This is a genomic window from Mesorhizobium sp. M4B.F.Ca.ET.143.01.1.1, assembly GCF_004792275.1.
GTDB classification, from domain to species: Bacteria; Pseudomonadota; Alphaproteobacteria; order Rhizobiales; family Rhizobiaceae; genus Mesorhizobium; species Mesorhizobium abyssinicae.
Genome location: NZ_SRSR01000007.1, coordinates 111,848 through 125,684 on the forward strand (window position 1 = coordinate 111,848; position 13,837 = coordinate 125,684).

8 protein-coding genes are annotated in these 13,837 nt (G+C 65.0%); 2 read left to right on the plus strand and 6 right to left on the minus strand.

What is annotated here, in order from left to right; all coding sequences use genetic code 11:
• Positions 1 to 228 precede the first annotated feature (228 nt).
• Positions 229 to 4,026 (plus strand): PAS domain S-box protein, encoded by a 3,798-nt coding sequence (locus EN786_RS18820; protein ID WP_127309770.1) that lies wholly within the window; start codon positions 229 to 231, stop codon positions 4,024 to 4,026.
• Between the two features lie 247 nt (positions 4,027 to 4,273).
• Here the strand turns inward: EN786_RS18820 and EN786_RS18825 are convergent, their stop codons facing one another.
• On the minus strand, positions 4,274 to 6,232 hold the full coding sequence (locus EN786_RS18825; RefSeq protein WP_127284453.1) for an acetoacetate--CoA ligase: 1,959 nt from the start codon (positions 6,230 to 6,232) through the stop codon (positions 4,274 to 4,276).
• 263 nt (positions 6,233 to 6,495) lie between these two features.
• Between EN786_RS18825 and EN786_RS18830 the strand changes: the two genes are divergently transcribed.
• Positions 6,496 to 8,370: an AsmA family protein gene (locus tag EN786_RS18830; RefSeq protein WP_127284454.1), complete on the plus strand. Its 1,875-nt coding sequence runs from the start codon at positions 6,496 to 6,498 to the stop codon at positions 8,368 to 8,370.
• A 24-nt stretch (positions 8,371 to 8,394) separates the two neighbouring features.
• Here EN786_RS18830 and EN786_RS18835 read toward each other — a convergent pair whose 3' ends face one another.
• From EN786_RS18835 to EN786_RS18855, 5 genes are all read right to left on the minus strand, one after another.
• On the minus strand, positions 8,395 to 9,213 hold the full coding sequence (locus tag EN786_RS18835; RefSeq protein ID WP_127284455.1) for an ABC transporter permease subunit: 819 nt from the start codon (positions 9,211 to 9,213) through the stop codon (positions 8,395 to 8,397).
• Positions 9,210 to 10,181, minus strand: coding sequence for an ABC transporter permease subunit (locus EN786_RS18840; protein WP_127309771.1), 972 nt, complete (start codon positions 10,179 to 10,181; stop codon positions 9,210 to 9,212). The genes EN786_RS18835 and EN786_RS18840 overlap by 4 nt, the downstream gene beginning before the upstream one ends.
• Positions 10,182 to 10,189: 8 nt before the next feature.
• A complete protein-coding gene (locus tag EN786_RS18845) occupies positions 10,190 to 11,329 on the minus strand; it encodes an ABC transporter ATP-binding protein (protein WP_135908720.1) in 1,140 nt (379 codons plus the stop codon).
• 78 nt (positions 11,330 to 11,407) lie between these two features.
• Positions 11,408 to 12,505 carry a polyamine ABC transporter substrate-binding protein gene (locus EN786_RS18850; RefSeq protein ID WP_127309635.1) on the minus strand — a complete coding sequence of 366 codons (1,098 nt, stop codon included), beginning with the start codon at positions 12,503 to 12,505 and terminating at the stop codon, positions 11,408 to 11,410.
• A gap of 360 nt (positions 12,506 to 12,865) precedes the next feature.
• Entirely contained in the window at positions 12,866 to 13,828 is a 963-nt protein-coding gene (locus EN786_RS18855) for a DMT family transporter (protein WP_127309634.1), read from the minus strand.
• Between the last annotated feature and the right edge of the window lie 9 nt (positions 13,829 to 13,837).

Consider the following 13,837-nt stretch of genomic DNA (forward strand, 5'->3'; position numbering starts at 1 on the left):
TAGCGGCTTTGACAGAAAGCCGTCTCGTTCATGTATAATGGCAATATAGAGGTTTTTTGTGCGATGCAACATCTTTGTTGCAGTGCACCATAAAAATCTTCCCCGCCGTTAACCAAGCGCCCAGAGATTTCGACCGCTGCACCCCTTGGCTTGTGGACCTTCGCCCCGTCCGCTTTTATTAACAAAGCGTTAACTGAAATTGCCCCGGTGGAGGGATTCGCCAAGCGCATGCCGCCTGAAAATTACTCCTTCCTCGACGTTGCCGTGCTCGATGCGGTCCGCCAGCGCTTCGCCGCCGGCGACGCGATCGCCATATTGTCGGCCGACCTCGAACAGGTGATCTGGGCCAACGGGCCTGGCGCCGCGGTGTTCGGGCATGACGACATCGAAGGCATCATCGGCGCCTCGGCGCGGCTGCCGCTGATCGCCAGGCGCCAGATCATGGCGACCAGCGGTTTTCCGCAGATCGGCAGCGACCGGGCCATCACGCTCCGGCTGGCGACGGGCTTGAGCAGTCGCGCCGTCGGCTTCCTGGCCAGCGCGGTGACGATGCCGGATGGCGAGAAGGCGATCATGCTGGCGCTGCCCGCGGCGCAGACCGGCTCGCGCGGCGCCGCAGAGATCGCCAGCCGCGCCATTGGCGGCTTCACCGAGGACGGCCATTTCATCGCTTTCATCGACGCCGCCGGCAAGGTGGAGGCCGCATCCGACGGCTTTGCGGCGCTCGGCATCCTGCCCGAGACGCTCGCAGCACTTGTCGCCGATGTGGCCGATGACAGCGACCGTATCGTCAAGCGCCTGGTTCCGGGCGGCGTCAACTCCTATCCTGCCGGCCTGGCACGGCTGACCGACACGCGCCACCTCCTGGTGGTCATTGACGAAGCGCAGCTCGACGACGAGTTGCCGGGTGAGCCGCAGACCGACGGTCCGGCAGCCGAAGCATTGCCGGTCGAAGTGCCTTCCGTCGCCCCTGAGGCAAGCCAGGAACCTGCGCCCGCGAAGCCGGATGCGACGGCCGCGCCCGACAAGGCTGCCGACCCGGCCGCACAACGCCCGAAAGCGGTGGCCGGCGACCGGCCAAAGGCCGGCGAAACGCAGCCGCAGCACGATCATTGGTATTTCAATGCCGGCGGCGACGAGGCACGGCATCGGGAGCCCGCATCCGGCAAGGCCGAGGCTTCAGCCGAAACGCCTAAACAGGATGGCGCCGCTGCCGCGCCAGCGGCGGAGCCGGCCGCCGATCGGACGATTGATCGTTCCGCGCCGCCGCTGCGCTTCGTCTGGCGCACCGACGCCGACGGCAAATTCAGCGCGCTGTCGCCCGAATTCGCCGACATCGTCGGCAAGCCGGCGGCCGACGTCATCGGACGCCGCTTCAAGGACGTCGCCACCACCTTCGGCCTCGATGCCACGGGCGAGATCGCCGGCCTGCTCGAACGCCGCGACACCTGGTCCGGCCGCTCGGTGCTATGGCCGGTCGCCGGCACCGATCTCAAGATACCGGTCGATCTGGCGGCGCTGCCGGTCTACGGCCGCAGCCGCGCCTTCGAGGGTTTTCGCGGCTTCGGCGTTGCCCGCGCCGGCGACGCGGTCGTCGATCCGGAAGCCATCGGCATGGCGCTTGTTCCCAATGGCAGGGCGCCGGCGGCGAGCGAGCCGACCGTAAAGGAACCCGTTGCGGAGGCGCCGAAGCCAGCCGACCCGTTCAAGGGCGAGGTGCCGGCGCTGACCATCGTGCCGAAGCCGGAGCGGCGTTTTGCAGACAAGGTGATCCGGCTGGCCGAGCACCGGCAACCGGACAACGACAAGGGTCTGTCGACGCTGGAGCGCAGCGCTTTCCGCGAGATCGGCGAGCGGCTGAAGAAGGACAGTTCCGGCCCATCCGAGCCACCGCCTGCCCCCCGGGAAGCGAACCCGCCCGCCGCAAGCTCGGTCGAGACCGCGCAGGCTGAGCAGCCTGTCGCGCATGAGGCTTCGGTTGATGCCGATGCGACAACGCCAGTCAATGCAGCCGACGAAACCCGGGACCAGGCGAACGCCGCGGATGACGAGCCGGTGAGCGCGGAAGCGCCGGCCGAATTGGCGGAACCGCCGGAAGATGACGCCGAGGACGAGAAGGATCTGGCGCGCCTCGACGGCGAGCCGGGCGAAGCCGCCGAAGAGCCTGCCGCCGGTCAGGTCACGCCGCCCCCCGTCTCGGGCTCGCTGCTCGACTATGCCGGCCGCGAAGACCAGACCGACCAGCTTGCCGGTGGCGCCCCGGCTGTCGAGCCTGAAGCGGCCAGGGCCGCCGAAGCTCCGCCGGCTTCGGCGCCGCAAGATGCCGACGACAGCATGACAGCAGACGACTTCCGCGACGCGCAAGACAGCGAGGAATGGGCGCGATCCGACGAGGATGCCACCGCCCACGTCGATGCCGATGCGAAGACGCCGGCGATCGAGCGGCCGCGCCTCCTTGCTCCGCCGCTCAAGCTCGACGGCTTCGTGCCGTCGGCTTTCTCGACCGGCGAGGAGACCAGGGCGCCGGATACGTCCATCCTCGACAAGCTGCCGGTGCCGCTCATCATCCACTCCGGCGACGCGCTTCACTATGCCAATGACGAGTTCCTGCATCTGACCGGCTATGACACGCTCGACGAGCTGACCGACGCCGGCGGGCTCGGCGCCCTGTTTGCCGATCCCTATGCGCAGTCCGAGGACGGCACCGCAGACGAAAGCGATCGCGCCCTCAGGCTGAAGACGCGCGACGGGCAGGAATTCCCGATCGATGCCATCCTGCGCGCGGTGCCGTGGCGCGCCGGCAAGGCGCTGATGCTAGTGGTGCGCCGCTCCGGCGAAGAGGACGCAGCACCCGCGCATTTCAGTGCCGCCAATGACGAGCCCACCCAGCAGCCGGACGTTTCGGAGCTGAAGAGCCGCATCGCCGAAATGCGCACCATCATCGACACCGCCACCGACGGCGTGGTGCTGATCGGCCGCGACGGCAACATCCGTTCGATCAGCCGCCCGGCGGAGGCGCTGTTCGGCTTCGACAGCGACGAGGTCGCCGGCAAGCCTTTCGCCTCGCTGTTCGCCATCGAGAGCCAGCGCGCGGCGCGCGATTATCTCAGCGGGCTTTCCGAACCCGGCGTGGCGAGCGTGCTGAATGACGGCCGCGAGGTGATCGGGCGGGAGTCGCAGGGACGCTTCATTCCGCTGTTCATGACCATCGGCCGGCTGCCCAGCGACAGCGGCTTCTGCGCCGTCGTGCGCGACATCACGCAATGGAAGCGGGCCGAAGAGGACTTGACCCAGGCGCGCGCCGTGGCCGAGCGCGCCTCCTCGCAAAAGACGGATTTCCTGGCCCGTATCAGCCACGAGATCCGCACGCCGCTGAATGCCATCATCGGCTTTTCGGAGCTGATGGTGGACGAGAAATTCGGCCCCGTCGCCAATGACCGCTATCGCGACTACCTGCGCGACATCAACCGCTCGGGCAATCATGTGCTCGACCTGGTCAACGACCTGCTCGACATCTCGAAGATCGAGGCCGGCCAGCAAGAGATGGACTACGAGGCGGTGTCGCTCAACGACACGCTGGCCGAGACGGTGGCGATGATGCAGCCGCAGGCCAACCGCGAGCGCGTCATCATCCGCTCCAGCTTTGCGTCGCGGCTGCCGGAAGTGGTGGCCGACCTCAGGAGCGTGCGCCAGATCGCCCTCAACATCCTGTCGAACGCCATCCGCTACACGCAGGCCGGCGGCCAGGTGATCGTGTCCACCGCCTACGAGACCTCCGGCGACGTCGTCATGCGGGTGCGCGACACCGGCATCGGCATGAGCCAGGCCGAGATCGAGCAGGCGCTGAAACCGTTCAAGCAGATCAATGCGCTGAAGCGCGGACGCGGCGACGGCACCGGCCTTGGGCTGCCGCTGACCAAGGCGATGGTGGAAGCGAACCGCGCGCGGTTCAGCATCACCTCGACACCCGGCGAAGGCACGCTGGTGGAAGTCGCCTTCCCCTCGACCCGGGTGCTGGCCGAATAACGCGCTGCCGGAAAAGAAAAGGCGTCCACCGGACGCCTTAAGGATGGGATTGCTGTCACAACGGGGGCTTGAGCGAATCTGAACCTCAGGGGACGAGGAACGGGATTTCTCCCTCAAGTTACATGCGACTATCGGCGCCGGCCCTTAACAAATCCTTACCCGCCGGGCGGAAAATTTACGAATGTGTACCACTCATGAAATCTAGGTAAATTCGGCCGACATATTTTGTTTACCATTGCGGAGATGGTTAGTCGGCAAGCTGCGGCAGATTGCGGAACAGTTCCAGCGCCTCCGGATTGGCAAGCGCCTCCTTGTTCTTGATGGCGCGGCCATGCACCACGTCGCGCACCGCAAGCTCGGTAATCTTGCCAGATTTGGTGCGCGGAATGTCGGTGACGGCGACGATCCTGGCCGGCACATGGCGCGGGCTTGCGCCAGTGCGGATCTTGGCGCGGATGCGCTTTTCCAGATCCTCATCGAGCTTCACGCCGGCGGCCAGCCGCACGAACAGCACGACGCGCACGTCATTGTCGAAATCCTGGCCGATGCACAGCGCCTCGAGGATCTCCGGCATCTGCTCGACCTGATTGTAGATCTCGGCCGTGCCGATCCTGACTCCGCCCGGATTGAGCGTCGCGTCGGAGCGGCCATGGATGATCATGCCGCCATGCGCCGTCCATTCGGCGAAATCGCCATGGCACCAGACATTGTCGAAGCGCTCGAAATAGGCGGCCCGGTACTTCTTGTCCTCGGGGTCGTTCCAGAAGCCGATCGGCATTGCCGGAAAGGCTTTGGCGCAGACCAGTTCGCCCTTTTCCTGCCTGACCGGCCTGCCGTCGTCGTTCCAGACATCGACGGCAAGGCCGAGGCCGGCTCCCTGGATCTCGCCGGTCCATACCGGCTCGATCGGCACGCCGAGCACGAAGCAGGAGACGATGTCGGTGCCGCCGGAGATCGAGGCCAGATGCACGTCCTTCTTGATGCCGTCATAGACGAAGCGGAAATCCTCCGGCGACAGCGGCGAGCCGGTCGACGAGATGGTGCGCACCGTCGAAAGATCATGCGTTTTGATCGGCTCGAGACCGGCCTTGCGCACCGAATCGATGAATTTCGCCGAGGTGCCGAAATAGGTCATCTTCTCGGCGTCGGCGAAATCGAACAGCGCATTGCCATCCGGGTAGAAGGGCGAACCGTCGTAGAGCAGCAAGGTCGCGCCCGAGGCGAGGCCGGAGACCAGCCAGTTCCACATCATCCAGCCGCAGGTGGTGAAGTAGAAGAAGCGGTCGCCGTCGAGCAGACCCGCATGAAGCCGCTCTTCCTTGACATGCTGGATCAGCGTGCCGCCGGCCGAATGGACGATGCATTTCGGAATGCCGGTGGTTCCGGAGGAAAACAGGATGTAGAGCGGGTGCGAGAACGGCAGTCCTTCGAACGCCACGGGCTTGACGGCGAAGGAAGACAAGGCCGCCTCCAGGGCATCGGCCTTGTCGATGGTCGCGGCGACGTCGGTCGAGGTGCCGAGATAATCGACGATCAGCACCTTGCGCACGGTCGCAAGCTTGGCCGCCACCGCCTTGACCTTGTCGGCGACCTCGATCGCCTTGCCATTGTACCAGTAGCCGTCGGGCGCGATGAAGACCACCGGCTCGATCTGGCCGAAACGGTCGAGAACGCCCTGCTCGCCGAAATCCGGGGAGCAGGACGACCACACGGCGCCGATCGAGGCGGCGGCGAGCATGGCGGCGACGGTCTCCGGCATGTTGGGCATCATCGCGGCGATGCGGTCGCCCTTCTTCACCTTCAGCGACAGGAAGAGCTGCTGCAGGCGCGACGTCAGCGCATTGAGTTCGTTCCAGGACAGCCGCCGCTCCACCTTGTCCTCGCCGCGAAAGACGATCGCATCGCCGGAGCCGGTTTTCTTCAGCAGGTTCTCGGCGAAGTTCAGCCTGGCGTCGGGAAAGAACGCGGCGCCCGGCATCCTGTCGCCGTCGACCAGCACGCGTTCTCCCTTGTCGCCGACGATGCCGCAGAAATCCCAGACAAGGTCCCAGAACGCCTCGCGATCGTCGATCGACCAGCGGTGAAGCTCGGCATAGGAGGAAAATGCGGTGCCCGTTTTCGCCGCCGCGGCCTTCATGAAGGCGGTCATGGGTGCCGCGTCGATCCGGTCTTGCGTCGGCGTCCACAAGGGGGTGTCGGCGGCCATGGTCGTTCCTCCCAAGAACGCGTCGCGTTTGCGGCAGTTAAGCCCAATGTCGCGACCGTCGTTGTCCCAAAACCGGCGCATAATTTCGGCGACGGTCGGTGGCACGCTTATGCATACCGCAGCGCAGCAGAGCAAGATTTTGTTCGGCCAGCACCTCCAGAGTGTGCGCAAATGCCATCGCCGGGCCATAAAGACTTGAAATGCGTCGGCGCTGGGTTACACCCGTCGGGCGATTTGTCGGCAATGGAAGCATATAGGGCGATATGCCATCATCTTTGATCCGGCGCGGAGTATGGGCGGTCGGCGTTGCCGTGCTCGTCATCGCGCTGGTCGTCGCCGCGCTGCCGCTGATAGCCTCGACCCGCATCGTGCGCGACCGCATCGCCTGGGAGATGAGCGCCTGGAGCGGTTTCAGGGTCACCATCGACGGCTCGCCGCGCATCGAGGTGTGGCCGACCTTCCGCGCCATCCTGACCGACGTGACGCTTTCGCAATGGACCGAGACCGACGCGCCGCCGGTGATCGAGGCCGAACGGGTCGAGGTCGATCTTTCGGCCATGGCGGCCTTGCAAGGTGACGTTGTGTTCTCGACGGCCAGGCTGGTGCGGCCGACGATCAGGGTCCAGCGCACCGCCAAGGGCCTCTTCCTGCCCGCCATCCCGACCGGCGGCCGCATCACGCGCTCGATCGACACAGCGCGAGGCCTCGTTACCGCCAACCCGCAGAAACCCGATCTAGGTAAATTGCCCTCCGACCCGTTCGGCACCGTCGAATTCCGCGACGGCCGCGTGGTGGCCTCGATCGGCGGCAAGGAGCAGGAGATTCTCAGCAGCCTGTCCGGCCAGGCGAACTGGGCGGCGATGAACAGCAATGCGACACTGACGGCGACGGGGATCTGGCGCGGCGAAAGCGTCGCCGTCGACTTCGCATCGGCCAAGCCGCTGGTGTTTTTCGCCGGGGGCGCAGCGCCGATCACACTGTCCTTCAAGGCTGCGCCAGCAAGCTTCTCCTTCGACGGCATCGCTTCGATGTCGGACAACGCCTATTTCGACGGCCAGGCAAAGTTCGCGGCGCCCTCGCTGCGGCGCGTGCTGGAGTGGTCGCAGGCCGGCATCGCGCCCGGCGCGGCGATCGGCGCGGTCTCGGTGGCGAGCAAGGTGACGGCGGCGGCCGGCCGGGTGAAGTTCGAAAACACCACGGTGGCGCTCGACAACAATCCGGGAATGGGGGCGCTGGACTTCTCCTTCAGCGAAGCGCTCCCGGTCATCTCCGGCACGCTCGCCTTCGACACGCTCGACCTCAGGTCGTTCCTCTCCGCCTTCACCCCGATCACGCCAACCGGTGAAGCCGGCCCCGGCGAGATCGACACCAGTTTCGCCGACAAGATCAATCTCGACCTCCGCCTGTCGGCGGCGCACGCCACCGCCGGACCGGTCCAGCTTGCCGACGTTGCCGCCACGGCGCAGGTCAAGAACGGGCTCGCCGTCTTCGACATTTCCGACGCCTCCGCCTTCGGCGGCAACATCCAGAGCAGCCTGCGCTTCGACCGCAAGCCCGAGGGCACGCAAGTGGAGATCCGGCTTCTGGCTTCCGACGTCGATGGCGGCGCGTTCGCCACCGCGGCGGGAATGACACGATTGGTGCCTGTCGGGACGGCAACCGTTTCGGTCATCCTCAAGGGTCCGGGCAGATCCTGGAATTCCATCTTCGAAAATGCCGACGGATCGGTCTCAGCGACCGTCGGACCGGGCGCCCTCACCAGGCTCAACCTGCCGGCCTTCCTCAAGCATACCGAGCAGGGCGGTTTCTTCGCGCTTGACGACGTTGCCGACGGCACGCTGCCGATCGATGGCGCCGAGATCAAGGCCAGCATCTCCAAGGGCGTGGCGCGGCTCGACAAGGCCGAAGCCAATTCGGCGAAATCCAAGATCTGGCTGTCCGGCATCGCCTCCTATGCCGGACGCGGGCTGGCGCTGTCGGGCGGTGTCACCCCGAGCGGACAGCCGGCGCAGCAGCAGCCTAGCGGCCAGCCGACCAGTCAGCCTCCCCAGGCTCCCAACCAGTCGCTGTTCTTCGTCGGCGGCACCTGGAGCACGCCATTCATCTCGCCGATCAGCCGCGGCGTTTCCGGCGAGTAATTTCGCACCTGACCCCGATGCCCCCTACCCGCGCTGCGCAGCTTGCTCGTCGCGCTGACGCTGGACCTCGCGCCGCTTGTTGGCGACAGAGGCGATGATGACGCCGACGGCGACGACCGCGATCAGTATGGTGCAGGCGGCGTTGATTTCGGGCGTCACGCCGAGACGGACCTGGCTGTAAATCTTCATCGGCAGCGTGGTGGCGCCCGGCCCCGAGGTGAAGGAGGCAATGACCAGATCGTCGAGCGACAGCGTGAAGGCCAGCATCCAGCCGGAGATGATCGCCGGCAGGATGACCGGCAGTGTGATGTGGAAGAATGTCTTCACCGGCGGCGCGCCGAGATCCATCGCCGCCTCTTCAAGCGACCGGTCGAAGGAAACCAGGCGCGACTGCACGACGACGGCCACGAAGCACATGGTGAAGGTGATGTGGGCGAGCGTCACGGTGAGGAAGCCGCGGTCGAGGCCGACGGCGACGAAGAGCAGGAGCAGCGACAGGCCGGTGATGACTTCCGGCATGACCAGCGGCGCAAAGACCATGCCGGAAAACAGGATGCGCCCCCTGAAGCGCGTGTAGCGCGTCAAGGTGATGGCCGCCAGCGTGCCAAGCACGGTGGCCACGGTGGCCGAGATGACGCCGACGCGCGCCGTCACCCATGTGGCGTCCATCAGGCCCTGATTGTGGAACAGCGAGACGTACCATTTGGTCGAGAAGCCGCCCCAGACGGTGACCAGCTTCGATTCGTTGAAGGAAAAGACGATGAGCAGCACGATCGGCAGATAGAGGAAGGCAAAGCCGAGCACGACCGAGGTGATGTTGAAGCGGCTCCAGGTGGCGTTCATCTGCCCTGCTCCTGCGCGCGCGCCTGGGCCTGCTGGAAGAGCATGATCGGCACGATCAGCAGCAGCAGCAGGATGACGGCGACGGCCGACGAAACCGGCCAGTCGCGATTGGCGAAGAACTCGTTCCACAAGGTCTTGCCGATCATCAGAGTCTGCGAACCGCCGAGCAGGTCGGGAATGACGAACTCGCCGACCGCCGGGATGAAGACCAGCAGGCAGCCGGCGATGACGCCGGGCAGCGACAGCGGGAAGGTGATCTTCCAGAAGGCGCTGGTCGGCGGGCAGCCGAGGTCCTTGGCGGCCTCGATCAGCGAATAGTCCATCTTCTCCAGCGACGAATAGAGCGGCAGCACCATGAACGGCAGGTAGGAATAGACGATGCCGATGAAGATCGCCGTGTAGGTGTTGAGGATGATCAGCGGCTGGCTGATGACGCCGGTGGCGAGCAGCAGCTGATTGAGCAGGCCCTCCGGCTTGAGGATACCGATCCAGGCGTAGACGCGGATCAGGAACGAGGTCCAGAACGGCAGGATCACCAGCATCAGCAAGGTCGGCCGGATCGTCGCCGGCGCACGCGCCATGCCGTAGGCGATCGGATAGCCGACGATCAGCGTCAGCACCGTCGAGATCGCGGCGATGATCAGGCTGGTCACATAGGCGTTGAAGTAGAGCGCGTCCTCGGTCAGCCAGGTGTAGTTGTCGACGCCGAGCTGCTTCAGTTGGCCGAAGAAGCCGGAAATGCCGCCGCTGAAATCGAGCACCGGCGTGTAGGGCGGCATCGCGATCGCCGTCGTCGATAGCGAGATCTTGAAGACGATGACGAACGGGATGAGGAAGAAGAACAGCAGCCAGAGATAGGGGACGATGATGACCAGGCGGTTGACGAAGGCCGAACCCAGTCTGGCCAGCGGGGATTTGGCGGCATCGGCTGCCGGCGAGGTTGTTTCAGCGGTTGCGGCGCTCGACATGATCGCCTCTACCGTGCCAGCACAACGCCGGCGTCGGGCCGGAAGGAGACCCAGGCGCGATCGTTCCAGGTCAGCGGATCCTCGCTGACGCGCGAGGCGTTCATGGCGCTCGCGCGCACCATCTGTCCGTCGTCGAGCCGGATGTGATAGACGGTCATGTCGCCGAGATAGGCGACGTCATAGACCTCGCCTTCAAGCGCGTTGACCGCATCGGCCGGCTTCTTCGACGAAACCTTGATCTTCTCCGGCCTGATGGCGAAGACGATGTCGGCGCCGGCGGCGGTATTGCCGCCATTCTCGACGACGATCTGGGCTCCGGTCGCCCCGGTGATGCGCGTCGTGTTCGCCGCCCGCTCGGCGACCTTGCCTTCGAACATGTTCACGTTGCCGACGAAATGCGCCACGAAGCGGGAGGTGGGGGCCTCATAGACTTCCGCCGGCGTCGCGACCTGCATCACCTCGCCCTTGTCCATGATGGCGATGCGGTCGGCCATGGTCATCGCCTCTTCCTGGTCGTGGGTGACGACGACGAAGGTGAGGCCGAGCTCCTGCTGCAGGTCCATCAGTTCGAATTGCGTTTCCTCGCGCAGCTTCTTGTCCAGCGCGCCAAGCGGCTCGTCCAGCAGCAGAACCTTGGGGCGCTTGGCGACCGAGCGGGCGAGCGCGACACGCTGGCGCTGGCCACCCGACAATTGGTGCGGCTTGCGCTTGGCGAACTGCTCGAGCTTGACCAGCTTCAGCATCTCGGCGACGCGCTTTTCGATGTCGGACTTGGGCATGCCTTCCTGCTTGAGGCCGAAGGCGATGTTGTTCTCGACCGTCATGTGCGGGAACAGCGCATAGGACTGGAACATCATGTTGACCGGCCGCCGATAGGGCGGGATGCCGCGCAGGTCCTGGCCATCGAGCAGGATGCGCCCGGCGGTCGGCTCCTCGAAACCGGCAAGCATCCTCAAAAGCGTCGACTTTCCGCAGCCGGAGGCGCCGAGCAGCGCGAAGAACTCGCGCTCGAAGATGGTCAGCGACAGGTTGTTGACGGCGATGAAGTCACCGAACTTCTTGGTGACATTGTCGAACTGGATGTATGGCTTGGCGTTCGGGTCGTTCCATGGCGCGAAGTCCCTGCGGATGCTGCCAAGCGATTTCATGTTCCCCACTCCGTCCTTTTGTCTTGCCCCCAAAGAGCACGACCCCGGCGGCCTGCCGCCGGGGTCGTGCCGATTTGCCTACTGGCCGGTCACGATCTTGGTCCAGGTGCGCGTGATGACGCGCTGGGTCTTCGGATCGTAGGGTTGGACGGTGTAGAGCTTCTCCAGGGTCGCCGCGTCCGGATAGACCGCCGGGTCGTCCAGAAGCGCCTTGTCGACGAACTGCTGCGAGGCCTTGTTGCCGTTGGCATAGAGCACCGCATTCGACGACTTCGCGATCACCTCCGGCGTCATCATGTAGTTGAGAAACTCATGCGCTTCGGCGACATGCGGCGCGTCGGCGGGGATCGCCATCTGATCGAACCACATCTGGGCGCCTCCCTTCGGCACCGAGTAGCCTATCTCGACGCCCTGCTTGGCCTCGACGGCGCGGTTGCGCGCCTGGAAGACGTCGCCCGACCAGCCGACAGCCAGGCAGATGTCGCCATTGGCGAGCGCATTGATGTACTCCGACGAATGGAACTTGCGGATATAAGGCCGCACCTTCAGCAACGCTTCCTCGGCCTTGGCGATCTCGTCGGGAGAGGTGCTGTTGGGGTCGAGGCCGAGATATTTCAGCGCGGCCGGGATGATGTCAGCCGGCGAATCCAGCACATAGACGCCGCAATCCTTCAGCTTGGCCAGATTGTCCGGATTGAAGAACACGTCCCAGCTGTCGATCTTGTCGGTGCCAAGCGCTGCCTGCACCTTCTTGATGTTGTAGCCGAGGCCCACCGTGCCCCACATGTAATTGATGGAGTACTCGTTGCCGGGGTCGTATTTGGCGGTTCTTTCCGAAACCGTGTCCCACATGTTGGAGAGGTTCGGCAGTTTCGATTTGTCGAGCTTCTGGAAAACGCCGGCCTGGATCTGGCGGGCAAGGAAATTGCCGCTCGGCACGACGACGTCATAGCCGCTGCCGCCAGCCAGCAGCTTGGTTTCCAGGATTTCGTTGGAATCGAAGGTGTCATAGACGACCTTGATGCCGGTCTTCTTGGTGAAGTCTTCGATGATCGTCGGGTCGATATAATCGGACCAGTTGAAGACGTTGACGACGCGGTCCTCGGCGTGACCGGCAGGCGTCAAAAGCGCCAGAAATACCGATGTCGCCGAAAGCCAGAGCGCTTTGCGGATCATGTTGTTCTCCTTTGGTGAGTGTTCCGTCGCCAATCCGTCGCGGTGTCCGCGCGGCTGGGCTTTTGCTTCAGATTATTGAGCTTTCCGGGGAGCGACAAGCGCGAACAGCCGGCATAGAGGCGGTGCGATGCGGAGCCGGAAAAAGCTTTGGGCCGTTGCCGTGGCCTGGGGGGTGTGCCGACGTCGTCAGAGGCTTTCGCCATGGCGCGGGCAGGGATACGACGATGTGGTCCGGTCCCGATCGGACCGGCATTGAGACTTGGCAAGATACGCCTGTCTTGTTGTTGCCGTGCTCTTAGCCTGCCCGCCCGGCAGCGACGTTGTCAATGGCTCATCGCGCGCTTTGGCGCCTGCGCTTCATCAATTCGGAGACGGCACGCCGGTGACGCCCGGCCGCTCGGGCCGCGCCTGGCGCTTGAACTCGAGAGCGATGTGGACGAGGAGCGCGGCGACGACGACCGCGCCGCCGACAATCGTGCGCGCCGATGGCACCTCGGAATGCACGAGCCAGACCCAGATCGGGCCGAGGATCGGCTCGAACGTGCCAAGGAGTGCCGCCATCGCCGCCGGAACGAGACGGGCGCCGGTGGCGAAGAAGGCAAGGCCGACGCCAAGATTGAGGACGCCGAAGGCAAACAGGAAAGCCATGTCGCGGCTGGACACGGCGAACTGCGACGCCTGGGATGCGGCAAAGGCGCAGGCGAGCAGCGCGGCGAGACAGTTGGCCGGCGTCATGCGCACATGGGCGAAGCGCCGGGTGATCACGGTGGCGATCGAAAACATGCAGGCGATCAGCAGCGCCAGGCCATCGCCGATGGGAGACACCGCGCCATCGAGCGATTCCGAGACCATAATAGCGACGCCGGTGATGACGGCGGCGATCGCCACCCAGGTCGCTGTCGCCACCCGCTCGCGAAACACCACCCAGGCGAGCAGTGCCGCCAGCAGCGGCACGCCGGCCTGCATCAAGAGGATGTTGGCGACCGTGGTGTAGGAAAGCGCCACGATGAACGAGGTCGACGCGGTGGCGAAGCATACCGCCACGGCAAGGCCCGGCAGGCCCATGTCGCGAAACAATCTCAGCGTGCCCCGCCAGCCGTCGCGCCAGGCCATGAAGCAAAGCAGAAACGCCACCGCCCAGAGAGAGCGCCAGAACACGATCGTCCAGTTGTCGGTGACGTCGATGAAACGGGCGATGGTGCCGCCAAAGCTCCACATCAGCGCCGACAGGAACACCAGCAGCATGCCGATGCGCTCCTCGCCGGGCGAGATGGCCGGGCGCGGCGGGACGGCTGGCGAAGCTGGCGATGCGGCGTCGGTCATGGTTGCGGC